The 24869-nt window shown below is 64.1% G+C and carries 15 protein-coding genes; 7 read left to right on the forward strand and 8 right to left on the reverse strand.

Features of this window, described 5'->3' with window-relative positions; translation table 11 throughout:
- Window positions 1–177: 177 nt before the first annotated feature.
- Window positions 178–1797: a GMC family oxidoreductase N-terminal domain-containing protein gene (locus tag I6F35_RS26900; RefSeq protein WP_225120683.1), complete on the reverse strand. Its 1620-nt coding sequence runs from the start codon at window positions 1795–1797 to the stop codon at window positions 178–180.
- A 213-nt stretch (window positions 1798–2010) separates the two neighbouring features.
- Here I6F35_RS26900 and I6F35_RS26905 point away from each other — a divergent pair, with 213 nt between their 5' ends.
- Window positions 2011–3183, forward strand: a complete 1173-nt coding sequence (locus I6F35_RS26905) for a M20 aminoacylase family protein (RefSeq protein ID WP_225120684.1) — start codon at window positions 2011–2013, stop codon at window positions 3181–3183.
- Between the two features lie 172 nt (window positions 3184–3355).
- Here the strand turns inward: I6F35_RS26905 and I6F35_RS26910 are convergent, their stop codons facing one another.
- Both I6F35_RS26910 and I6F35_RS26915 read right to left on the reverse strand, forming a co-directional pair.
- A complete protein-coding gene (locus tag I6F35_RS26910; protein WP_225120685.1) occupies window positions 3356–4984 on the reverse strand; it encodes an inorganic phosphate transporter in 1629 nt (542 codons plus the stop codon).
- A 448-nt stretch (window positions 4985–5432) separates the two neighbouring features.
- On the reverse strand, window positions 5433–6830 hold the full coding sequence (locus I6F35_RS26915; RefSeq protein ID WP_225120686.1) for a UdgX family uracil-DNA binding protein: 1398 nt from the start codon (window positions 6828–6830) through the stop codon (window positions 5433–5435).
- Window positions 6831–7044: 214 nt separating this feature from the next.
- Here I6F35_RS26915 and I6F35_RS26920 point away from each other — a divergent pair, with 214 nt between their 5' ends.
- From I6F35_RS26920 to I6F35_RS26935, 4 genes are all read left to right on the forward strand, one after another.
- On the forward strand, window positions 7045–7836 hold the full coding sequence (locus I6F35_RS26920) for a DNA repair protein (RefSeq protein ID WP_225120687.1): 792 nt from the start codon (window positions 7045–7047) through the stop codon (window positions 7834–7836).
- On the forward strand, window positions 7730–9358 hold the full coding sequence (locus I6F35_RS26925) for a DNA polymerase Y family protein (RefSeq protein ID WP_225120688.1): 1629 nt from the start codon (window positions 7730–7732) through the stop codon (window positions 9356–9358). Before I6F35_RS26920 ends, I6F35_RS26925 begins: the two co-directional genes overlap by 107 nt.
- The gene (locus tag I6F35_RS26930; RefSeq protein WP_225120780.1) at window positions 9358–13017 is read left to right on the forward strand and encodes an error-prone DNA polymerase; all 3660 of its coding nucleotides are present in this window, start codon (window positions 9358–9360) and stop codon (window positions 13015–13017) included. The genes I6F35_RS26925 and I6F35_RS26930 overlap by 1 nt, the downstream gene beginning before the upstream one ends.
- A gap of 176 nt (window positions 13018–13193) precedes the next feature.
- Entirely contained in the window at window positions 13194–14033 is an 840-nt protein-coding gene (locus tag I6F35_RS26935) for a universal stress protein (protein ID WP_225120689.1), read from the forward strand.
- 1211 nt (window positions 14034–15244) lie between these two features.
- Here the strand turns inward: I6F35_RS26935 and I6F35_RS26940 are convergent.
- Window positions 15245–15529: a hypothetical protein gene (locus tag I6F35_RS26940; RefSeq protein WP_225120690.1), complete on the reverse strand. Its 285-nt coding sequence runs from the start codon at window positions 15527–15529 to the stop codon at window positions 15245–15247.
- Window positions 15530–15876: 347 nt separating this feature from the next.
- Between I6F35_RS26940 and I6F35_RS26945 the strand changes: the two genes are divergently transcribed.
- Entirely contained in the window at window positions 15877–17121 is a 1245-nt protein-coding gene (locus I6F35_RS26945; RefSeq protein ID WP_225120691.1) for an efflux RND transporter periplasmic adaptor subunit, read from the forward strand.
- Window positions 17122–17152: 31 nt separating this feature from the next.
- Window positions 17153–20281 (forward strand): CusA/CzcA family heavy metal efflux RND transporter, encoded by a 3129-nt coding sequence (locus I6F35_RS26950; protein WP_225120692.1) that lies wholly within the window; start codon window positions 17153–17155, stop codon window positions 20279–20281.
- On the opposite strand, the gene I6F35_RS26955 is transcribed toward I6F35_RS26950, so the two are convergent.
- From I6F35_RS26955 to I6F35_RS26970, 4 genes are all read right to left on the reverse strand, one after another.
- Window positions 20271–21242, reverse strand: coding sequence for an amidohydrolase family protein (locus tag I6F35_RS26955; protein WP_225120693.1), 972 nt, complete (start codon window positions 21240–21242; stop codon window positions 20271–20273). The two genes, I6F35_RS26950 and I6F35_RS26955, sit on opposite strands and share 11 nt — an antisense overlap.
- Window positions 21243–21365: 123 nt before the next feature.
- Complete coding sequence (locus tag I6F35_RS26960) at window positions 21366–22712, reverse strand: TolC family outer membrane protein (RefSeq protein ID WP_225120694.1); 1347 nt, start codon at window positions 22710–22712, stop codon at window positions 21366–21368.
- Window positions 22713–23160: 448 nt separating this feature from the next.
- Window positions 23161–23940 (reverse strand): enoyl-CoA hydratase, encoded by a 780-nt coding sequence (locus tag I6F35_RS26965; RefSeq protein ID WP_225120695.1) that lies wholly within the window; start codon window positions 23938–23940, stop codon window positions 23161–23163.
- Window positions 23941–24058: 118 nt separating this feature from the next.
- On the reverse strand, window positions 24059–24745 hold the full coding sequence (locus I6F35_RS26970; protein WP_225120696.1) for a hypothetical protein: 687 nt from the start codon (window positions 24743–24745) through the stop codon (window positions 24059–24061).
- Window positions 24746–24869: the final 124 nt, after the last annotated feature.

Here is a 24869-nt window from a genome sequence, read left to right on the forward strand (position 1 = left end):
TTATCTCGTGCCCCTGCTGCTCAACATTGCGTCAGCGGCCATAGCCGGCTTCCACACCCTGATCTTCTGCCCAAAAGCTAGGATCTGTCCGGAATTGAGCGCGCCAGCCTAGCCGGACGCTCAAAACAATTCTTGCCCAGTCTCTGCGCTCCATCCGGGCTATGCGTCTATGCTCCGCTATTTGGCATCCTCCAATATCATCGCCGCAGCCTTCTCCGCGATCATGGCGGTTGGCGTGTTGGTGTTGCCTGAGGTGATCGTCGGCATCACCGAGGCGTCGGCGACGCGCAGGCCGGCGATGCCGTGGAAGCGCAGGCGTTCGTCGACCACGGCCATCGGGTCGTTGGCCGTGCCCATCTTCGCGGTGCCGACGGGATGGAAGATCGTGGTGCCGATGTCGCCGGCGGCTTTTGCCAGCGAGGCATCGTCGTCGCCGACGGAAGGGCCGGGCAGATATTCTTCCGGTCGGTATGGCGCCAGCGCTTTCTGCTGCATCAGGCGCCTTGTAGTGCGGATCGCGTCCGCGGCGACCTGGCGGTCCTCGTCGGTCGAAAGATAATTCGGCGCGATCGAGGGCTTCTCGTCGGGCTGGGCCGAGCGGATGCGCACGGTGCCGCGCGAGGTCGGCTGCAGATTGCAGGCGCTAACGGTGATCGCGGGGAAGCGGTGCAGGGGATCGCCGAACTTGTCGAGCGACAGCGGCTGCACGTGGAACTGGATGTTGGCGCGCTCGCGAGTGGAATCGGAGCGGGTGAAGATGCCGAGCTGCGACGGCGCCATGGTCAGCGGCCCGCGGCGGCGCAGCGCATAGTCGAGGCCCATCAGGCCACGGCGGAACAGCGAATAATAAGTCTCGTTCAGCGTGCGCACGCCGGTGACCTTGTAGATCGCGCGCTGCTGCAGATGGTCCTGCAGGTTGCGCCCGACGCCCTGTCTGTCGAGCACGACGTCGATCCCGAGAGGCGAGAGCCACTCGGCGGGCCCGATGCCGGAGCGCTGCAGCACCTGCACCGAGCCGATCGCGCCGGCGGTCAGGATCACCTCGCCCCTGGTACGGGCTTCGATGATTTCGCTGCCGCGGATGAAGCGCACGCCGACCGCGCGGCCCTGCTCGACGATCAGGCGATCGACCAGCACGTTCTTTTCCAGGTGCAGGTTCGGCCGGTGCAATGCAGGTTTGAGGAAGCCGCGCGCGGAAGACCAGCGGCGGCCGCGCTTCTGGTTGACGTGGAAATAGCTTACGCCTTCATTGTCGCCAGTGTTGAAATCCGGAATGCGTCTGATGCCCATTTCCTCGGCGGCATCGCCGACCGCATCCAGCACTTTCCAGGACAGTCGCGGTGCCTCGATGCGCCAGCCACCGCCGGTGCCATGATCCTCGCTCGGCCCTAGGAAATGATCCTCGAGCCGATGGAATACCGGCCGCACGTCGTCATAGCCCCAGCCGGTGAGGCCGAGCTGGCGCCAGTGATCGTAATCGGCGGCCTGTCCGCGCATCGAGATCATGGCGTTGATCGCCGAGCAGCCGCCGATCACCTTGCCGCGGGGATAGGCGAGCGCGCGGCCGTTGAGGCCGGGCTCCGCCTCGGTCTTGAACATCCAGTCCGAGCGCGGATTGCCGATCGCGAAGAGGTAGCCGACCGGGATGTGAAACCAGATCCAGTTGTCGTCGCCGCCGGCTTCGAGCACCAGCACGCGCTTGCTCGGATCGGCCGAGAGCCGGGTGGCCATGATGCAGCCGGCCGTGCCGGCGCCCACGACGATATAGTCGAAATCACCCTCGAGCTTCCCAGGCATTCTCTTGCTTTCCACCCATCCGCTGGCCGCGTTGCCGGAAAATGTTCCAGGCATCCATGGATTTTTCTGCCGTTCTAATAGTCAGAGGGGGGCGGGTGGGACAAGCCCGGCCATGACGGCTCGGCATGGGCCGCCGGGCTCGGCGGTTGGGTGGACCGCGGCTTGCATGGTAGAGAGATCACAGACGTTTGAATCACAGACTTGAGAAGTGCCATGCCCATCGTCAACCGCGTCGCCGATCTGCAGCCCGCCATCCAGGCCTGGCGGCGGAACATCCATGAACATCCCGAACTGATGTACGACACCCACCGCACCGCAGCATTCGTCGCCGAGCGGCTGCGCGAATTTGGCTGTGACGAGGTCGCGACGGGAATCGGCCGTACCGGCGTGGTCGGTGTGATCAAGGGCAAGAAGCCGGCCGGCAATGGCGACATCAGGGTGATCGGGCTGCGCGCCGATATGGATGCGCTGCCGATCGAGGAGGAGACCAATCTGCCCTATGCCTCCAAGACGCCGGGCAAGATGCATGCCTGCGGCCATGACGGGCATACCGCGATGCTGCTGGGCGCCGCCCGCTACCTGGCGGAGACCCGCAATTTCGCCGGAGACGCCGTCGTGATCTTCCAGCCGGCGGAGGAGGGCGGCGCGGGTGCCGCCGCGATGATCAAGGACGGGCTGATGGAGCGGTTCGGCATCGAGCAGGTCTATGGCATGCACAACGGCCCCGGCATCCCCGTCGGCTCGTTCGCCATCCGGACCGGCCCGATCATGGCGGCAACCGATGCGATCGACATCAGGATCGAAGGCGTCGGCGGCCATGCCGCGCGGCCGCATAAATGCATCGACAGCGTGCTGGTCGGTTCGCAACTGATCACGGCGCTGCAGTCGATCGTCTCGCGCACCGTCGATCCCTTGGATTCAGCCGTGATCTCGATCTGCGAATTCCACGCCGGCAATGCGCGCAACGTGATCCCGCAGACCGCGGAGCTGCACGGCACGGTGCGTACGCTGACGCCGGAGGTGCGCGCGCTGGTCGAGAAGCGCGTGCACGAGGTGGTCGCGGGCGTCGCGCAGATGACCGGCGCTCGGATCGACCTTACTTACGAACGCGGCTATCCCGTCACCGTCAACCATCGCTCGCAGACCGAGTTCGCGACCAAGATCGCCAGGGAAATCGCCGGGGACGGCAACGTCCACGAGATGCCGCCGATGATGGGCGCGGAGGATTTCGCCTACATGCTGGAAGCGCGCCCCGGCGCCTTCATCTTCTGCGGCAACGGCGACAGCGCCGGCCTGCATCACCCCGCCTATAATTTCAACGACGAGGCGATCGTCTACGGCACGTCCTACTGGATCAAGCTGGTGGAGAACACGCTGGCGGCGTGACGCTTTATCCGGCCGTCATTGCGAGGAGCAAAGCGACGAAGCAATCCATTTCTCAGCAAGTGGAGAGGTGGATTGCTTCGCTTCGCTCGCAATGACGGTGCCTGGCGCTGTCGTCGTACAAAACAAAAGGCCCGCGCGTCGCGCGGGCCTTTGTCGTTGATGGCTTGGCGGCTCAGAACACGTTCGCGAACAGCACGTAGAGCGACGCCGACAGCATGATCGCGGCGGGCAGCGTCAGCACCCAGGCCATCAGCATGTTGCGGATGGTCGCGACCTGCAGGCCCGAACCGTTGGCGGCCATGGCGCCGGCGACGCCTGATGACAGCACATGCGTGGTGGACACCGGCAGGCCGAAGGTGTCGGCCGCGAAGATCGTGCCGGCGGCGACGAGCTCGGCGGAGGCGCCCTGCGCGTAGGTCAGGTGAGTCTTGCCGATCTTCTCGCCGACCGTGATCACGATCCGCTTCCAGCCGATCATGGTGCCGAGGCCGAGCGCGATGGCGACCGCGATCTTCACCCAGGTCGGGATGAACTTGGTCGCGCTGTCGAGCGAAGCCTTGTAGGCGTTCAGCGTCGCGATCTCTTCCTTGGAGAGGTCGCTTTCCTTGTCCTTCATCAGGAAGCGGATCGCTTCCGAGGTCAGGTACATGTCGTTGCGGGTGTTGCCGACGGCTTCCGCCGGCACCTTGGTCAGCGAACCGTATCGCTGCACCTGCTCGCCGACATCCTTCACCAGTACCGCGAGCGAGGGATAGGTGCCCTCGTTGATGTGGTGCATCGCGATGTACTGCGTCACGGCCGGGCGGGGATCGCCGATGATGCTGTGTCCGGCGCCCTTCGCCGCGATCACCTTGGCGGCGGCTTCCGAGGTCCTCGCGAACTGGGCGACCTGGGATTCCGGTAGCGTGCGGTTCAGCGCATAGGCGGTCGGCACGGTGCCGATCAGGATCAGCATGATCAGGCCCATGCCCTTCTGCCCGTCATTGGAGCCGTGCGCGAAGCTGACGCCGGTGCAGGTCAGGATCAGGAGACCGCGGATCCAGAGCGGCGGCGCCTTGTTGCCTTCGGGCGCGGCATAGAGCGCGGGGTTGCGCACGATCGTCTTCAGCACGAGCAGGAGCACCGCGGCGCAGATGAAGCCGACCAGCGGCGACAGCAGCAGCGCATAGCCGATCTCGGTGGCCTTGCTCCAGTCGACGCCGGAGGTGCCGTCGCGGCCGCGCATCAGCGCGTTGGCGATGCCGACGCCGATGATCGAGCCGATCAGCGTGTGCGAAGAGGAGGCCGGCAGGCCGAAATACCAGGTGCCGAGATTCCAAAGGATCGCGGCGATCAGCAGTGCGAACACCATGGCGAAACCGGCGCCGGAGCCGACCTGCAGGATCAGTTCGACCGGCAGCAGCGAGATGATGCCGAAAGCGACCGCGCCCGACGAGAGCAGCACGCCGAGGAAGTTGAAGAAGCCCGACCACATCACCGCGACTTCGGCGGGCAGCGAATGCGTGTAGATCACGGTCGCGACCGCATTGGCGGTGTCATGGAAGCCGTTGACGAATTCAAAGCCGAGCGCGATCAGGAGCGCAACGAACAGCAGGATGTAGGGCAAAAACGTGGTGACGCGGGTGCCGGTGGCATCGACATCGACATAGATGCTGTAGGCAACGAACAGCAGCCCCGCAGCGAGGATGCCGAAGAAGATGATCATCGTCAGCGGATTAAAGCCTTTGTCGAGATTCGGTCTTGAAGCCGGCTGGATCGGTCTTTCGCCGCCCACTGATGAATTGAGTGCAAAATCGGTCATTCTGACGCCCCGTCACAATACAGAAGGAGGCCCTAGTTTTGACGGATGGACTTGAAGGTTAGATGACAGCCGTAGTTTGCTGACGCCGTAGTTTGCGCGGCTGCGTATCTCGGCGGTGCGTGAGTGCTGCATCGATGATGGTCTCGCGCGCGTCACGACGCGAACGATGACCATTCACGCAGCAAGCGATGCGCATGGCGGAAGTCTGATGCAGCGGAAAAGTGTGATGTAGCGGGAGCGGTCGCGCGCTGCCGGGCGCCGGGGCTGTGGCGCCGCGGCAGCGCGTCGACCCTCATGGGAACGTCATTGGCGTGAACAAGACGCCCCCAACTCCCCCTGTAATAAGAGAGTATCGTCCATCAATGTAAGGTTGTAAACAGATATTAGTTTTATCAACTGCTTGCCGCTCCTGGGGGCTATGCCGTGGGGGCTATGCATTGTGCCGTGCCTATGCCGCGGCCTGCGCGCGTTTCCTCAATAGCTCCGCCGCGAGCTTCAGATCCTCGACAAAGCGTTGATATTCCCGCTCTTTCGCATCCTGATCGGGCAGGCGCAGCAGATAGGAGGGGTGCACCGTCACCAGCGCCTTGACGCCTTCATCAAGGTCGATCAGGCGGCCGCGGTTCTTGTTGATCGGCGTGAGCTTGTTGAACACGCATTGTGCAGCAGTCGCGCCCATCGCCACCACCAGGTCCGGTTTGATCGAGGCGAGTTCCCGCTCGTACCATTGGCGGCAGGCCTTGATCTCCGGCGTATTCGGCTTCTGGTGCAGCCGGATTTTGCCGCGCGGCACAAATTTGAAATGCTTCACCGCATTGGTGATGTAGACCTTCTTGCGGTCGATGCCGGCCTCGATCAGCGCGCGGTCGAGCATCAGGCCGGCCGGACCGACAAACGGCTTTCCGGCGAGATCTTCCTTGTCGCCCGGCTGCTCGCCTACCAGCACCACCTGCGCGCTTTGCGGGCCCTGACCGAACACGGTCTGGGTCGCGTGTTTGTAGAGATGACAGGCGCGGCAATCCGCGGCTTCCTCGCGCAACACGCTCAGGCTGTCGGCGGCGCGGCGGATCATGGCTGGTTCCGGCATCTGCGGTTCGGTTGCGGCATGGGCGGTCGTTGCGCTCCCTAAGCCATCGGCGCTTTCGCTTTCGAGCTTAATCGTCGGAGCCGCCGGCAGGTTCCTCGCTTTCTTCGCTGCGAGCCGCGCCGGGTTGAAGATCGCAGCGTAATGATGCTGCCAAAGCTCCTCCAGCCGATTGCCTGCGGGCATCTCGGCGTTGCTGATGCCTGGCGTGATCGACACCGCATATCCATCCCAATGCGCGCAGACGTCCGGTGTGAGGATCGACCAGGGCATGTCGGCAAAGCGGCTCGCGAAGAACGGCGCGGTCAGTTCCACGACATGATGCTGCGGTTCGAACCAGGCGACGAAATGCGATTTGTGCTCGCGCCCGATTTCGCGAAGACGGATCGACGTCCGCATCCGCTGCGCCTCGTGATGCACGGCCTTCGCCATTGCATGGATGCGGGCGACGTCGGGATCGTGGGCGATGTCGAGCAGGTCATGATCGCGGCGCAGGCGCCATAACAGGCGATAGAGCAGGGCAAAACGCTCCGCATCGCGATGCAGGATCGCGGTTTTCGCCAGCTCGACGAATTTGGCCGGCACGTTGAAGGTGCCCTGCGGCGGCTCGAGCGGCGCCTGTGCACCGTCAGACAGTTCGTGCCCGTGATTGCGCACAACCCATGTCACCTTGTCGGGCGGCACCTCGTTCAGCACCAGCGCCCGCGCCGCAGTGCGCCAGCCGTCGAAATCGGTCTCGCAGTTGAGGATGATGTGGTGCATGGCACTTGCTCTCTCCCATCATGCCAGGCTTGATCGGGCTATGAAGGCCCTCACCAATCCCATTGATTTCACTCATGAATTTATCCCGTTACCAATCCGATTGACTCCTCCTGCGCAGTTGGCTTTATATTAGAACATATCATGAACGAATGGGCCAGCTTCTGGTTTCTCCTGAGCCAGCAACGGCCCCGATATCTTCCTTGAGGAGCGGCGCATGACGAGCGCACGCCTGAGCACGCTTGCGTCCTTGCGGGGGCGCATCGAACGCCTTGAGACATCCAATGAAGCGCGTGCGCTGCAGCGGATCGCGCTGGGACACGCCGGTGCCGATGCGATGCTCAAGGGCGGGCTTGCGAAAGCCGCCGTGCACGAGGTGTTTGCCGAAGGGCATCAGGGCGCTTCCGCCACCGGCTTCATCACAGGTCTCGCCGGGCGTCTTGCCGCGCGAAAGCCGCTGGTCTGGGTGCGGCAGGATTTTTCTGAAACCGAATCCGGCGCGCTGTCGATGAACGGCCTGTCCGAGCTCGGCCTCGATCCGCGCCTCCTCGTCACCGTGCGCGCCGCCGACATCGATAACGCGCTGCGCACCACGGCCGATGCGCTCGCCTGCGACGCGCTAGGCGCCGTCATCATGGAAGTCTGGGGCGAGTCCAAGCAGCTCGATCTGGTGGCGAGCCGCAAACTGACGCTTGCCGCGCAAGCTTCCGGCGTTCCCGCGCTGGTGCTGCGCCTGGCGGCAACGCCGTTTCCCTCCACCGCGGAAACCAGATGGATCGTGCGCGCGGCGCATTCGCCGCCGGGCGCCAGTTGGAATGCGTGGGGTGCGCCTCTGTTCGATGCGCAGCTCATTCGCAACCGTCATGGCCCTGTCGGGCGATGGATCATGGAATGGAAATGTGATGAGTGCCTTTTCAGTGAACCGTCGACGTATCCTCAGCCTGTGGCTGCCGCGCCTGCCCATCGATCGGATCAAACGGCAACTGGCCCGCACCGCCTCGCAGGCTGAAACGCGCGAACTCCCTCTCCCGCAAGCGGGAGAGGTGGAAGTGCCCAGCGTTGTCGTCATCAAGGAGCACAACGCGCTTGTCATCCACTCTCTCGACGACATCGCCGCGCGAAGCGGTCTGTCGATCGGACTGCCGCTGGCCAATGCCCGCGCGATCTGCCCGGAACTGACGGTCTACGATGCCGACGAAGCCGCCGATGCCAGGACGCTCAATGACATCGCCGACTGGTGCGACCGCTTCACGCCTCTGGTGGCGCTCGATCCGCCTTACGGTCTCTTCCTCGACATCACCGGCTGCGCCCATCTGTTCGGCGGCGAGCGCGCGATGCTGCAGATCATCTGCGGCGCCATCGCGAGGCGCGGCTTTGCCGTCAGCGGCGCGATCGCCGCCACCTCGGTCTGCGCCCGCACGCTGACGCGGCATTCCTCGGGCAGGATCATCGAGGATGGCGGGGAGGCCGAGGCGGTCGGCCCGTTGCCGATCTCGGCCCTCGGCGCCGATGATGCGATCACCAAGGGCCTGCGCCGTGCCGGCTTGAAGACGATCGGCGATGTCGCGGTTCGCGCGCGCCATGAGATCACGGCGCGTTTCGGCGCGGCCTTCACCACGCGGCTCGAGCATGCGCTGGGGCAGGGCGATGCGCCGATCAGCCCGCGCAAGCCATTGCCTGACTACATCGTCGAAAAGCGTTTTCCCGAACCGATCGCAACCGAGCCGATGATCGCGATGACGCTGCAGAACCTCGCCCGGATGCTGGTCCAGGCGATGGACAAGCAAGGCAAGGGCGCGCGCAAGCTGGAGGCGGCCTTCTTCCGCACCGACGGCGCAGTGCGCACGCTTGCCGTCGAGACCGGGCGTGCGGTGACCAGGTTTGAGGTGATCGACCGCTTGTTCCGCGAGCGGTTCGAGGCGCTGAGCGATCCCCTCGATCCCGGCTTCGGCTTCGACCTGATCCGCCTGTCCGCCGGCCGTACCGAGATCGTGGTGCAGCAGCAGCGCGATCTCGACGCTCATGTCCATGACAATGACGAGCTTGCCGCGCTGATCGACCGCATTGCCGCCCGCATCGGCGGCAGGCGCGTGGTCGTGCACCTGCCGGAGGATACCCATATCCCCGAGCGCGCAGCACTCGCGGTGCCTGCGCAGCATCATCTGGCCGCTTCATCGCAAGCCGCCTGGCCCGCACGCGCCGAGGGCGAGCCGCCGCTCCGGCCCCTGCGGCTGTTCGAAAGACCGGAGCCGATCAAGGTGCCGTTCGCCACCGTGCCTGACGGTCCGCCGCATCACTTCACCTGGCGGCGCGCCACGCATCAGGTGGTGCGGGTCGAGGGGCCTGAGCGCATCGCCATGGAATGGTGGCAGCGGGACGGCAAGGTGCTGACGCGCGACTATTTCCGCGTCGAGGACGAGCAGGGCCTGCGTTTCTGGATCTTTCGCGATGGCCTCTATGACAGCGAACTGATCGACGAAGAGGGCAAGCCCGTTCCTGCCAACTGGTTCGTGCACGGGTTGTTCGCATGATGGAGCCAACGCCCGACTATGCCGAGATCGGCATATCAAGCAATTTCTCCTTCCTGCGCGGCGGATCGGATCCGCGCGCCTATGTGCATCAGGCGAGCATATATCGTATTCCCGTGATCGGACTTGCCGATCACAACACGCTCGCCGGCGTGGTGCGTGCCTACAAGGAGCTCGAAAATTCGGAGGTGAAGCACCCGCCAAAGCTCCTGGTCGGTTCGCGCATTGTCTTCATGGACGGCACGCCTGACATCCTGGTCTATCCGCGCGACCGCGCGGCGTATGGCCGGCTGTGCCAGCTCCTCACCCGCGGCAAACGGGGCGATGACATCAAGCGGATCGAAAAGGGCGAGTGCCATCTGAAGCTGAACGACCTGCTGGACTTCGCCGAAGGCCAGCTCCTGGTGCTGTCATTGCCGCATCGTTTCGAGGCGGCCAAAGCGCTCGATCTGCTCGCGCGGTTAAAGGCGAGCCGCACTGATGGCGTGTGGCTCGCCGCAAGCCTGCTCTATCGCGGCGACGACAGGCGTCGCCTGGCGCGATTGCATCATCTTGCGATGAAGGCCGGTGTACCGCTGCTCGCGACCAACGAAGTGCTCTATCATCATCCCGCGCGCCGTCCCTTGCAGGACGTGCTCACCTGCATCAGGGAAAAGACGACAATCGATGCGATCGGCAGGAAGCTGGAAGCCAATGCCGAGCGGCATCTGAAACCCGCCCATGAAATGGCGCGGCTGTTCCGCGATTTTCCCGATGCGATCACGGAGACCATGCGCTTTGCCGAGCGCATCACCTTCTCGCTCGACCAGCTCAAATACCAATATCCGGACGAACCGGTGCCGCCGGGCAAGACCGCGCAGCAGCATCTCGAAGACCTGACCTGGGCCGGCGTCATCAATTATTTCGGCGACGAGATTCCCGACAAGCTCCGCGCCACCCTGCACAAGGAGCTCGCGCTGATCGCCGAATTGAAATACGCGCATTACTTCCTGACCGTGCACGACATCGTCCGTTACGCGCGCAGCCAGGGCATTCTGTGCCAGGGCAGGGGATCGGCGGCGAACTCCGCGGTCTGCTACGTGCTCGGCATCACCTCGGTCGATCCGACCAAGGTCGATCTGTTGTTCGAGCGCTTCATCTCCAAGGAGCGATTGGAGCCGCCCGACATCGACGTCGATTTCGAGCATTCGCGGCGCGAGGAGGTGATGCAATATGTCTATCGCCGCTATGGCCGCCACCGCGCCGCCATCATCGCGACCGTCATCCATTATCGTCCGCGCAGTGCGATCCGCGATGTCGGCAAGGCGCTGGGGCTGACGGAGGACGTCACCGCCGCGCTCGCCGATACCGTGTGGGGAAGCTGGGGCAAGGGCCTCAACGACATGCAGGTGCGGCAGGCGGGGCTCGACCCGAAGAACGCGATGATCGGGCTTGCCGTCGAGCTCGCCACCGAGCTGATCGAATTCCCGCGCCACCTCTCGCAGCATGTCGGTGGTTACGTGCTGACGCAGGACCGGCTCGACACCTATGTGCCGATCGGCAATGCCGCGATGGACGACCGCACCTTCATCGAATGGGACAAGGACGACGTCGACGCGCTCAACATGATGAAGGTCGACGTGCTGGCGCTGGGCATGCTGACCTGCATCCGCAAGAGCTTTGATCTGATCGCCGATCACAAAGGCAAGCGATATGAGCTTGCGACGGTCCCGCAGGATGACGAAAAAGTCTACGACATGCTATGCCGCGGTGAGTCACTCGGCGTGTTCCAGGTCGAAAGCCGTGCGCAGATGAACATGCTGCCGCGGCTGAAGCCGCGGGAATTCTACGACCTCGTCATCGAGGTCGCGATTGTGCGCCCTGGGCCGATCCAGGGCGACATGGTGCATCCTTATCTGCGCCGGCGAAACAAGCAGGAAAAGGTGACCTATCCATCGCCATCGCCGGACAAAGGCGATGCGGACGAACTCTACCGCGTGCTGCACAAGACACTCGGTGTGCCCCTGTTCCAGGAACAGGCGATGCGGATCGCGATCGAGGCGGCACACTTCACCTCCGAAGAAGCCAATGGTCTGCGCCGCTCGATGGCGACCTTCCGCAACCTCGGCACCATCGGCAAGTACGAAGACAAGCTGATCGGCAACATGGTCGCGCGCGGCTACGATCTCGAATTCGCCAAAAGCTGCTTCGAGCAGATCAAGGGCTTCGGCTCCTACGGCTTCCCGGAAAGCCATGCCGCCAGCTTCGCGCAACTCGTCTACATCTCCTCCTGGCTCAAGCATCATCACCCCGACGCCTTCTGCTGCGCGCTGCTCAATTCGCAGCCGATGGGTTTTTATGCCCCGGCGCAGATCGTCGGCGACGTCCGCAAGAACGGCGTCGAGGTCCGCGAGATCGATGTGTCCTTCAGCTTCGCGCAGAACACGCTGGAGGAGGGCAGCGGCAAACATTGCGCCGTCCGCCTCGGCTTCCGCCAGATCGACGGCTTCAACTGGAAAGACCCGGACGAGGAACGGCTGAAACAAATCCAAGCGTCATTCCGTGGTGAGTCTGCGATGTTGCCGCAAGCTCCCACCTCTCCCCAGCGGGGAGAGGTCGACTTGCACATGTGCAAGTCGGGTGAGGGGGCTCAGGCCCCACGAGAGACCGAACCCCTCACCCGGCGCTCCGCGCCGACCTCTCTCTATGGGAGAGGTGAAGCTGATTCTGCGCTCCTTCTCCCGCCTGCGGGAGAGGTCGAACAAATTCAGTCGTCGTTCCGGGGCGTCGCGGCAGCGACGAACCCGGAACCTCGAGATTCCGGGTCTGGTCCTGACGGACCATCCCGGAATGACGACGCTGACAAAGCAGATTGGGCCGACCGCATCGTCGCGGCGCGGCAGCGGCGTCCCTTCACCTCGCTGGAGGATTTCGCCCGCGACACCGGCCTGCCCAAGCGCGCGCTGATCCTGCTGGCGGATGCCGATGCCTTCCGCTCGATCGGGCTCGATCGTCGTGCGGCCCTCTGGGCGGTGCGGCGGCTGCCGGACGACGTGCCATTGCCTCTGTTCGAAGCCGCGATCGCGCGCGAGCAGCCGGACGAGAACGCAAAGCCATTGCCGCAGATGCCGCGGCAGGAACAGGTGGTCGCCGACTACCAGACCATCCGCCTGTCGTTGAAGGGCCACCCGATGGAATTCCTGCGGGCGATGTTTGCAAAAGAACGCGTCGTGCCCTGTAAGGAGATCTGCCATCGCAATGATAGGCGCCGCGTCCGCTGCGCCGGCGTGGTGCTGGTGCGGCAGCGCCCGGGCAGCGCCAAGGGTGTCGTCTTCATGACCCTTGAGGACGAGACCGGGATCGCCAATATCGTGGTGTGGCCGAAGGTGATGGAGCAGTACCGGAAAGAAGTGATGGGCGCGCGGCTGATCCTGGTCGAAGGCTATATCCAGAGCAGCCCGGAGGAGGTGACGCACCTGGTCGCGCAGCGCATGATCGACCGCTCCTGTGACCTCATCGGTCTCTCCAACGACGCGTTCAGCGCCAAGCCGGCCATGCCCGCCGGCCCCGCTCTGGTCGAACCCCTCAACGACGACCGCCGCGACCACGGCGAGAACTCCCCGCAAAAAATCCGCCACCCCCGCAACGTCCGCATCCTGCCCCCGTCACGCGATTTCCATTGAGGGCAAGCAGGCCCGTCTCTCTCTCCGTCATTCCGGGGCGCGCGTAGCGCGAGCCCGGAATCCATTTCGCAATGCACTCGTCTTGGCGTTCTTGTCCCCTAGGTCTAGCATGTCGAAAGTCAGTGCCGTTTTGGCTGCCTGGACTATCGTTCATTTGCGACGAGCGGGAGCCGGCGATGAAGACGATTTTGGTGCCAACCCAAAATACCCCGGCCATGACATCCACGCTTGAAACGGCGGTGCTGCTCGCCCAGCGCACCGGCGCCTACATCGAGGGTGTCCCACTGTGGTTTGGCGCGCCTGAGTTTGTCGTGGCGGGGCTGGGCAGCAGCTATTCCATGGAGGCCTATCGGGCACGCCGCGAAGCGGAGGCGGCGGGAGAGCGCAAGCTTTTCGAGACCTTCATGCAGGAGCACGGCGTTGCCGCTGTGAAAACGACCGAGCACCAACCTTGGTTTAGCTGGTTTGCCGAGGTGCCGCCGGGCGAGGGCCTCGTCGGCAGCCATGGCCGCACGTTCGATGTGATCGTCATGAGCAGGCCGTCCGCTGGTACAGACCCGCTCTATAAGCGAGCGATCGAGTCGGGACTGTTCGAGAGCGGCCGGCCCGTTCTGCTGTCGCCGCCGTCAGCTCCGAAACAGGTCGCGACCAACATCATGATCCATTGGAATGGCAGCACCGAGCAGGCCCGCGCCAACGCTTTGGCAATGCCATTGCTGCGCCTCGCCGAACGCGTGACGGTATTGACGGTCACCGGTGGACAGGGCGTGCCGGGTCCATCAGCCGATCAGGTGCGCAAGCAATTGCGGTATCACGGCATTGCCGCCGAACCCATGAGCATTGGGCTGGACGGTCGCAGCACCGGTGAAGCTGTCCTCGCCGCGGCAAAGGCGGAAGGCTGCGATTTGTTGGTCAAGGGCGCCTTCACGAGGGCCAGGCTGCGACAAATGATTTTCGGCGGCGCCACCAGCTACATCATGGAGCACGCAGAGCTGCCGTTATTGATGGCGCATTAGAGGTCGTCATTGGAAGTCGTGATGCCACGAACTCACCCTCATCCCGAGGACCCGCGCAAGCGGCGTCTTGCGGGATGGGCCGCGGTTCTTCACTCTGCGTCATTCCGGGCTCGGCTCGATGCTTCGCATCGCCCCGAATAACCCCCTCCTCCTGAGGAGCCGCGAAGCGGCGTCTCGAAGGATGGGCCGCGGGCGAGGCTGGGGCCTCATGGTTCTCAAGGCGATGCGAAGCATCGTCCGGAGACGCGCCTTCGGCGCTCCTCACCATGAGGGGCTGACAGCGCATGCGCAGCGGGACGAATTAAGCGAGCAATTCCAACATGATTTGCCCCGTCCAGCCTTGCCACAAAAAACATTCCGCTTCCGTCGTCGGGCAAATCAGTGATTTAACTCCGCGCGTCTCACGGCAGATGAGGGGCGGATCGCGATCGTCACGAACGTGCGGTGAGATGCGGTGGACGTGATGCGTGTGACTGACGAGCACGCGCGTTGCGGACGGCGAAGTCGTGTGGTTCTGGCGCCCCGACGCTGGCGCTAAGTTTTTTTGCGCGAAGAGGTTCGCGCGAGAGATGACGGTGGCAAGAAAGCCCGGTCACCGAGAAGAGCACGAAGTAAGCCGTAAACCATCGCGCAGGAAAAGCCGGTGTTGCTCCGGTTGACCTGTGGTCCTACCCCCGTGCTTTTTGTTGCACGGGGCCCACGGGTGCGACCGGCACCCGGCTTTCCCTGCGCCCTCACTTCAATGCGAGGGTGATACGAGATGCAAACCTCGGACGCAATGCGCCGCGAGAACGCGAACCTGCATCCTCACTCTACCGTCATGCCCGCGAAGGCGGGCATCCAGTATCCCGCGGCCTCTCGGCATAAGCACGACCGCCTCTGGAATACTGGATCGTCCGGTCAAGCCGGACGATGACTGCGGAGAAGCTGTTTGACATTTGAATCAGTATCTCTCCCCCGTCGTCCCGGCCTTGCGGCGCCGCGGCGAAGCCCTCGGGCGTAGCCGGGAGCCGGAACCCCTAACACATGCCGTTTGTGGCGTGCTCCGCTGTCACCGCTTGCTCACGCCACAACGCCTCCCTGTGGTTATGGGTCCCAACCTTCGCGGGGACGACACCGTGCGGGCGTTGGGAGAATCGTAGCGAGCGCAGCGCCGGACTGTGGGCACGGCGCGAAGCGCGCCTTTGCCCATCCTACGCGCCATCGCAAATCTACTCCACCGCAGCCCCGACCGGTGGCCCGCCGGGAGGCCGATGCAAGAATGTCATCGTCGCGTAGGCGCCGAGCCAAGAGCCGATTGCGGCGAACGCCACGTAGATGGAGTTTTCGGTGTAGCTGATCACCGCGTAGGACGAGAGCACGTACCAGACGCTGCTCCAGGTCGCCGCCGGCACGCGTTTGCGCGCCACCACGGCGGATGTGAACATGACGTAGACCGCATCGGTTGCGGCCGTCGCCAACACCACGGCGGCGGCGGTCAGGGGATCGATGGCCATTGCAACTCCTTCCGGGTTCGCGCACTGCTCTTGCGTCAAAGGTTGAGGGAACGCCGAAGCGCGACCGGTTCAACCATGCCGAAAAGGCAGGCGGTCGGCATCGCCGAAGCGGGAGGAGGGATCGTCAGGCTAGGTCTGCGAGCGCGTGGCGGGCCTGTCGCGGCCCGCGCTTGGCCTCGCCGGCCGTCACCACCGGAATTGCCCGGGGCTTGGCATTCACCCGGTGTTCATGCCTCACTGTCCAAAGATTAACCGGAAACCTGCGTCCAATTGTCGCTTTTTTTGTTGTCTCGGCCGGTAATTGGGCACTATTAGCGCAGCGGAACTCCCGACATCAGCCACGGCCCATGGTCAAAGATATTACCAAGCGATTGCAGACCCTTAGCCGCCGACATCTGGCGGTGGTCGTGGCCGTGCTGATGATCGCCGGCGGCGTGGCTTATGGATCCCTGTATACAAAGGGGGCAAAGGGCGACCACTCGGAGATCTCCAGTCAATCCCGCAAAGGCCTGCAACGCTACACGCCGACCCCCGCCGAATGGGCAAGCCTCAGCCTGCAGCCGGTCTCCCAGCGTGACTTCCGTGCCGAATACGTGACCGAGGGCAAGATCGGCATCGATGAGGACCGTTCGACGCCGGTGTTCTCGCCCTACACCGGCCGCATCACCCGGCTGCTGGCGCGGCCCGGCGACACCGTCGTCAAGGGCCAGCCGCTGTTCGTGATCGAGGCCGCCGACACCGTGCAGGCGCAGAACGACTACATCTCGGCGATGACCAGCGTGAACAAGGCGAAGTCGGCGCTCGATCTGGCGCAGATCCAGGACACCCGCGCCAAGGACTTGTTCGAAGGCAAGGCCGTGCCGCTGAAGGATTATCAGCAGAGCCAGGCCACGCTGATCCAGGCGCAGAACGATCTGCGCTCGGCGCAAACGACGATGGAGGCCGCACGCAACAAGCTGCGCATCCTGGGCTTTGGCGACGAGGACATCGACAAGCTGCGCCAGAAGGGCGGCATCAATCCGGAGATCACGATCTTCGCGCCGATCGGCGGCACGGTGGTGCAGCGCAAGGCCGGCCCCGGGCAATATGTCTCCTCCGGCGCCAGCGATCCCGTCTATGTCATCGGCGATCTCTCGACCGTCTGGCTGCTGGCCTTCGTCCGCGAGAGCGACGCCGCCAAGGTCGCGGTCGGGCAGGATGTCACCTTCAGCGTGATGGCGCTGCCGGGCCGCTCGCTGACCGCGCGCATCAACTATGTCGCCGCCGCGATCGATCCGGTGACGCGCCGCCTTCTGGTCCGCGCCACCATCGACAATCCGGACGGCGCGCTGAAGCCGGAGATGTTCGCCAATGTCACGCTCTATTCGCCGGGCGACCATCCCGCGGTCGGGGTGCCCAGGCAGGCGCTGATCTATGAGGGCGATCAGGTCCGGGTCTGGGTCGCCCATCAGGACAAGTCGATCGAGCTGCGCCAGGTCAAGCCTGGGATCACCAATGGCGATCTCGTCGAGATCGTCGGCAATCTGCGACCAGGCGAGCAGATCGTTACCAGAGGCAGCCTGTTCATCGACCGCGCCGCCTCCGGCAGCTGACCTTCCCCGGATTTTGAAAGCTCCGATCTGAATGGATCGCCTTGTCGCTCTCGCAGTCAGCCGCCGCTATCTGATGGTCGGCATCTTCGCCGCCGTCCTGATCGGTGGCCTGATCGCTTTCCAGCACCTCAATATCGAGGCCTATCCCGATCCGACCCCGCCGATGGTCGACGTCGTGACGCAAAGCCCGGGCCTGTCGGCGGAGGAGATCGAGCGCTACATCACGATCCCGATCGAGACCCAGGTCGCCGGGCTGAAGAACCTGCGCACGATCCGCACCATCTCGCTGTACGGCCTCTCCGACGTCAAGCTGCAGTTCTCCTTCGACTACACCTATGACGAGGCGCAGCAGCAGGTCCTGAACCGTCTCGCACAACTGCCGCCCTTGCCGGGCAGTGTGCAGCCGACCATCTCGCCGCTCAGCCCGATCGGCGAGATCTTTCGTTACCGGCTGGTCGGTCCGCCCAACTACAGCGTCCTCGATCTGAAGACATTGCAGGACTGGGTGCTGCAACGCCGCTTCCGCGCCGTGCCTGGCGTGATCGACGTCACCGGCTGGGGCGGCAAGACCAAGACCTACGAGGTGCAGGTCGATTTCAACAAGCTCGTCGCCAACGGCCTGACCCTGCCGCAGGTGTTGCAGGCGGTCGGCAACGCCAACATCAATGTCGGCGGCAACACCGTCGATATCGGCAGCCAGTCCGCGGTGGTGCGCGGCGTCGGTCTGATCCGATCGGTCGACGATCTCAACAACACCATGGTGTCGCAGTCCGGCGGCAACCCGGTGCTGGTCAGGGATATCGCGACCGTCACCGTCGGCGAGAAGCCGCGGCTCGGCATTGCCGGCCTCGACAATGACGATGACATCGTCCAGGGCATCGTGCTGATGCGCCGCGGCGAGCAGAGTTCGCCGACCATCGCCCGCGTCGAGCAACTGGTCAAATCCATCAACCATTCCTCGATCCTGCCGCCGGGGGTCCGGATCGAGCGCATCTACGATCGCAAGGACCTGATCGATGTCACCACACACACCGTGCTGCACAACATGGTGGTCGGCATCGTCCTGATCGTGCTGCTGCAATGGATGTTCCTCGGCGACCTCCGCAGCGCGCTGATCGTCGGCTCCACGATTCCGTTCGCGCTGTTTTTCGCGGTGATCATCCTGGTGCTGCGCGGTGAATCCGCCAACCTTTTGTCGGTCGGCGCCATCGATTTCGGGCTGATCGTGGACGGCACCGTCATCATGGTGGAGGCGATCTTCCGCCGTCTGTCGCAGACCACGGCGCTGTCGGAAGCCGAGCAGAGCCATATCTCCGCCGAGACCATCATGGGCATCAAGAGCCACGCGATCCTGTCGGCGTCTGCCGACGTCTCGCGCTCGATCTTCTTTGCCGCCACCATCATCGTTGCCGCCTTCCTGCCGCTGTTCACGCTGAGCGGCGTCGAGGGCAATATCTTCGGTCCGATGGCGCGGACCTATGCCTATGCGCTCGCCGGCGGCCTGATCGCGACCTTCACGGTGACGCCGGCGCTGAGCGCGATCGTCCTGCCGGCGCATATCGAGGAAACCGAGACCTGGATCGTCAAGCAGCTCAATCGCGTCTATCTGCCCGTGCTGAACTGGGCGATTGCTAACCGCGGATTGGTCCTCATCGGCGCGATCGGCCTCGTGATCCTCACCGTCTCCTTCGCACGCTTCCTCGGGCTCGAATTCCTGCCGAAATTGGAAGAGGGTAATCTGTGGATCCGCGCCACGCTGCCGCCGACGATCTCGCTGCAGGAGGGCAATACCTATGTGAACGAGATGCGTCGGATGATCCGCGCGCGTCCCGAGGTTGAATCGGTGGTGTCGCAGCATGGCCGTCCAGATGACGGCACCGACGCCGCCGGCCTCTTCAATGCGGAATTCTTCGCGCCGCTGAAGCCGGTGAGCGAATGGCCCGGCACGCGGGACAAGGACGAACTCACTGCGCAACTGTTGGCGCAGTTGCAGGACAAGTTTCCCGGCGTCGAGTTCAACTTCTCGCAATATCTGCAGGACAACGTCTCCGAAGCCGTCTCGGGCGTGAAGGGCGAGAACTCGATCAAGCTTTACGGCAATGACCTGCAGGCGCTGACCGATACCGCCAACCAGATCAAGTCGGTACTCGCGACGGTGCAGGGCGTGACCGACCTTGCGGTGTTTACCTCGCTCGGCCAGCCAACCATCCAGATCGACATCGATCGCGCCCGCGCCGCGCGCTATGGCCTGTCGCCGGGCGACATCAATGCCACGATCAAGGTCGCGGTCGGCGGCGACAGCGCCGGCGACCTCTATGAGCCCGGCAGCGACCGGCATTTCCCGATCATCGTGCGGCTCGCGCCGGAGTACCGCAAGAGCGCCGAGGCGATCCAGAACCTGCGCATCGGCGTCGCCGGCCCGAATGGCGGGATCACGCAGATTCCGCTCAGTGAGGTCGCCTCGATCAAGCTGATCTCCGGTGCGGCCTATATCTACCGCGAGCAGCAGGAACGCTATCTGCCGATCAAGTTCTCGGTGCGCGAGCGCGATCTCGGCAGCGCGATTAGGGAGGCACAGCAGAAGGTCGCCGATCAGGTCAAGCTGCCGCCGGGATCGCATGTCGAGTGGGTCGGCGAGTTCGGCAATCTGCAGGATGCGATCAAGCGCCTGTCGATCGTGGTGCCGATCAGTCTCGGCTTGATCGCCGTGCTCTTGTTCTTCAATTTCGGCTCGATGGTCGACACACTGCTCGCCATGAGCGTGATCCCGATGGCGATCTTCGGCGGCGTGCTCGGGCTGCTCGTCTCCGGCATTCCTTTCAGCGTCTCGGCTGCGATCGGCTTCATCGCGCTGTTCGGCATCGCGGTGATGGACGGCATCATCATCCTGTCGCAGTTCAACCAGCTCATTGATGAAGGTTACGACCGGGTGCGGGCCGTGGTCCGCACCGGTGAATTGCAACTGCGCCCCGTGCTGATGACCTGCGTCGTCGCCGGCGTCGGGCTGTTGCCGGCGGCGCTGTCGGAAGGGATCGGCTCCCAGGTGCAGAAGCCGCTCGCCGTCGTGGTCGTGACCGGCATGATGCTGGCGCCGCTCGTCATCCTGGTGACGCTGCCGGTCCTGATTTCCTACTTCTCGCGGCGCGACTCTAGGAGGTGAAGCCGTAGAGCCGAGCGGGGTTGTCGACCAGGATCTTCTTGCGGGTTGCCGCGTCCGGCGCCCACACCGCAAGCTGATTGAGGAGCCGCCCGTCGTCGATCTGGTACAGGGGAACGACGTCCGTGACCTGCTTTCCGGGCGGGACCACCGTATCGGGATGCGGCCAGTCGGTGCCCCAGACGATGCGGTCGGGATTCGCCGCGATCAGGGCCTTGGCGAGTGGGATCGCGTCCTGATAGTCGGGCGCGAGCTTGGAGGCGCGGTAGGCGCCGGAGATCTTCACATAGGCCTTGCCGGACTTCACCAGTTCGACCAGGTCGGCAAACCCAGGTTGCTCCACGCCAAGCGCAGCCTGCGCGCCGCCGAAATGATCGAACACGACAGGCACGGGCGAGGCGGCGACGAGGTCCTTGACCGCGGGGATGATCGGCAGGTTCGTGTACACCTGCACATGCCAGCCGCGCGCCTTGACGCGGTCGATGCCCGCGGTCAGGCGGGCACGGCCGACATTGGGATCGTTGACGCCGCCGGTTGCGAGATTGATGCGGATGCCGCGAAAGCCATCCTTCTGCATCGCATCGAGATCGCTTTCCGGTGTCTTGTCGTCGATGACAGCCACCCCGCGCGCCGTGCCGCCGCGCGCCATCATGCCGAAGCGGGTTGCGGAATTGTCGGTGCCGTAGACGCTCGGCGTCACGATCACCACGCGCTCGATCCCCAGCGCCTTGTGCAGCGCGCTCATCTCCTCCGGCGAAGCCGGCTCCGGCGTGTAGACGCGGCCGGTGAAGAACGGGAATTTCTGCGGGTCGCCATGGATGTGGGTGTGGCAGTCGCAGGCGCCGGCCGGCACGTCGAAATTCACCGGCGTCGATGGCTGCGCTGCCTTGGCGTACAGCTTTCTGTTGTTCATGGTCACTCCAGCCGCGATGGAGGCAAGCATCATACTGCGTCGCGTCAGCATTGGTGTTCTCCCTGCGTTTCCTCGTTTGATTTGGCGCTTGCTGCGCCCCAGCGTTGTCAGCCGCTGGTCGAGCGAGGTTACAGGGCGAATGTAGGCGAGAAGGCGGCGGTGCCTATTGTCGGATCACTGTCCGGACGGTGTGCGCAGGCCGTGCCAGGCGTCGCGCACCTGGTGGTAATGCACTTCCGGCAGGTAATCCGGCGTATTGAGATTGAGGTTCTTGACGTCGAGCCGGCCGATGGCGCTGAGCAGGCTGTAGGAGGCGATCACGCGGTCGCGCAGCGCGCCGATCAGCCGAGCCCTGGCCAGGATCAAATCCTGTTGTGCATTGAGCACGTCGACGGTGGTGCGCTGGCCGCCGGTCGCTTCCCGCTGCACACCCTGCAGCGCAACGTTCGCGGCGCGGACTTCGGACTCCGAAGCGGCCACCGCGGTCTTGGCGCCTTCGTTGGCGACCCAGGCGCTGACCGCGGCGGTGCGTGCCTGGTTACGAACCTGGTCGAGCACCAGCCGGCTCTGCGCCGCCACTTCCTTGGCCTGGCGGGTCTGGGACGCGGCCATGCCGCCATCATAGATCGGCTGATTCAACTGGCCGATGATGGAAGCCTGGTCGGTTCCGAATGTGCCGAGCGTCGGGTCGGAGTCGCGGCTGCGGCTTATGCTGCCTTGCACCGTGACGTTCGGCATCAGGCTGCTCTCGGCGACGCGGATCGTGGTCGAGGCAACGTCGACGTCATAGCTTGCCGCCATCACCGCGGGATGTTCGCGATAGGCGAGCCCGATTGCGTCTTCGCGGCTGCGCGGTAGCAGTCGGTCGATGGTTTCGGCCGGCCGCAATTGCCCGGGCGCATTGCCGATAATCTGCGCGTAAGTCGCCTGGCTGATCGCAAGGTTGATCTCGGCGGCATTGAGATCGGCGAGCCCGCGGTTCAGTCGCGCTTCAGCCTGCGCGGTGTCGGTCGGCGTGACATCGCCGGCATTGAGGCGCTTTTGCGTGATGCCTTGCGTTTCGCGCAGGAACGCGACGTTGGCGCGCTGCGCCTCGACCAGCGACTGGTTGGCGAGCACGTTGGTATAGGCGGTAACCGCGTCCAGCAGCACGCCCTGGCCGACATTGCGCAGCGCTTCGCGGCCGGATTGTACTTGCAGTTCCGCCACCCGCACGCTGTTGGCGGTCTTGAAACCGTTGAACAGCGTCTGCGTCACCGTCAGACCGATCTGCCACGGCTTCAGGTTTGCGGTCTGAACGACGTTGTTCGGCAACAGGTCGCGCACCGCCTGCAGACCGGCGGAGAGACCTGCGGCGATCTGCGGACGATAGCCGGCCAGCGCCTGCGGCACGTTCTCGTCGGTCGCCCGCTGGCGCGCCCGCTCGGCATTCAGCGCCGGATTGGTCTGGTAGGCTTTGGCCAGCGCCTCGGCGAGACCTTCCGCACGGACCGCCGAAGCAGTGAAATCGACACAAAGCATAACGCCAAGGCAAATGCCTGTCTGAAGCAAACGCCTTCTTACCTCGCTAATTGTAGCGGCACGTCCGACCATAATAACCCGCAAACCGCCCCGACTGCCTGCCCCCGCCGACTTGGTCACATCTACTGTTTAGGGGATGGTGTTGCCACTGACAAACAGTCGCGCGACATCTGCACATCAAATCAGTCCTTGTCTGTTGCCCGTTCGTCACAGCCAAACACCGGTCGCGTCGAATCCATAGCCTTTGAATGGCTGCGCTCGCAACGATGGCCCACGTCGTCCCGTCCAAAGATCGGACTGTACCCACAGGTTGTCGTCGCCAGAGCAAGCGTCCACAGTTCCGCAAATCACGAGCGCTCGTGGTGACGGTCGTGGGTCAGGCCGGCGCTTGCAACTGGACGAACGGATTGCAGGCGCGACTGCGTCGCGCGCCCGCATGACAGGGAACTTACCTGTTCTTGTTCACAGGCTGTCGCTTCTCGATGAAGGCGGCCATGCCTTCGGAACGGTCTTCGAGCGAGAAGGTCGAGTGGAACAGGTTGCGCTCGACGCTGAGGCCTTCCGCCAGCGTGGTCTCGAAGGCGCGGTTGACGGCCTCCTTGGCCATCGCGGCCGCCGGGCGTGACATCGATGCGATCTTTTCAGCGGCCGAGAGCGTTTCTTCCATCAGTCTGTCGGCGGGTACGATGCGGCTGACGAGGCCTGAGCGTTCGGCCTCGGCCGCATCCATCATCCGTCCGGTGAGGCAGAGATCCATCGCCTTCGACTTGCCGATCGCGCGCGTCAGCCGCTGCGTGCCGCCGATTCCGGGGATCGTGCCGAGCGTGATCTCGGGCTGACCGAACTTCGCGGTGTCGGCAGCGATGATGATGTCGCACATCATGGCGAGCTCGCAGCCGCCGCCAAGCGCATATCCCGCCACCGCTGCAATCGTCGGCTTGCGGCATCTGGCGACGCGGTCGCCGCCGATCGCGGCGAAGTCGCTGGTGAACATGTCGATGAAGCCTTTCGGCTGCATCTCCTTGATGTCGGCACCGGCGGCAAAGGCCTTCTCGCTGCCGGTGAGGACAATGCATCCGATCGCGTCGTCAGCCTCGAGGTCGTCGACTGCGGCCGCGATCTCGCGGAAGACGCCAAAGGAGAGCGCATTGAGCATTTTCGGACGGTTCAGCTTGATGATGCCGACCGCGCCCTTGTTCTCGACAATGATGTGTTCAAACGTCGACATGATCCACCCCGTTTCTCTGATCTGCCGGCAATGTGCCCGCTGGCGGGATGGGCTTCAAGTGGGCTCCCGGACGCGGGGTGTGGCGCTATTTGCGCCGCGCGTCCGGGTAAAAGGGACGCTAGGCCATGAACATGCGGGCAGCTGACGCCATGGTCAGCAGCGCACCCGCGGCGATGAAGATCTTCCCGATCAGGGAGGTCCGGTCCCACGTCGAGTTGTCGTCACTGGCGACGGGGGCCGGCGACGCCTGGGCGGTCGTCATCGCGACCGCGGGGGCAGGCTGCGGCTGCGCGACGGGCTGGTTCTGCGGCTGGCTCTCCTGCAGCGCGCGATCGACTTCGTTGAGCTGGTCGGAGGCGACGACGTCGGCATCGCCGGGCGCCTTCGCCTCGTCGGGCTTGTCGGACGCGGCGAGCAGCATGTTGGCCCTCGCCGACATCGCACCCGCATTCTCGGCAGGAACGTTGGGGGTCAGCTCGGCCTTGGCGTTGGCGACCGATGCCGGCAAGGTCGGCGCGGCTGCGGCGTCGGCGACCTCGGCGCTATCCGGCTTCTTGGTGTCGGAGGACTTGGACTCGGAGGATTTGGATTCAGCAGACTTGGATTCAGTCTTGGATTCAGTCTTGGCCGACTTGTCCCGCTTTCCGTGACGCGTACTCTGTTTCTTAACACTTGCTGCGGTATCCGAATCCGATGCAGTCGTGCTGCCCGAACCTGCCGCCTCGACCGGCGACGGCGCGGCGACGCATGCAAACAGGCCCGCGGCCACAAGCACCGCCAGAAGCCCGCTGGCTTTGGTGATCATCTGACAATCTCCCCATTTGCCCGCCCCCGGGCGCGAAATGAGACCCCGAGCCGTGTCCACAGCGGGGCAAAAAAAGGGAATCTTCGGGTTTTGCCGGACCAAAACAGGGCAGCACTATTGCGCG

It is taken from the genome of Bradyrhizobium sp. BRP22 (genome assembly GCF_020194175.1).
Taxonomy (GTDB): domain Bacteria; phylum Pseudomonadota; class Alphaproteobacteria; order Rhizobiales; family Xanthobacteraceae; genus Bradyrhizobium.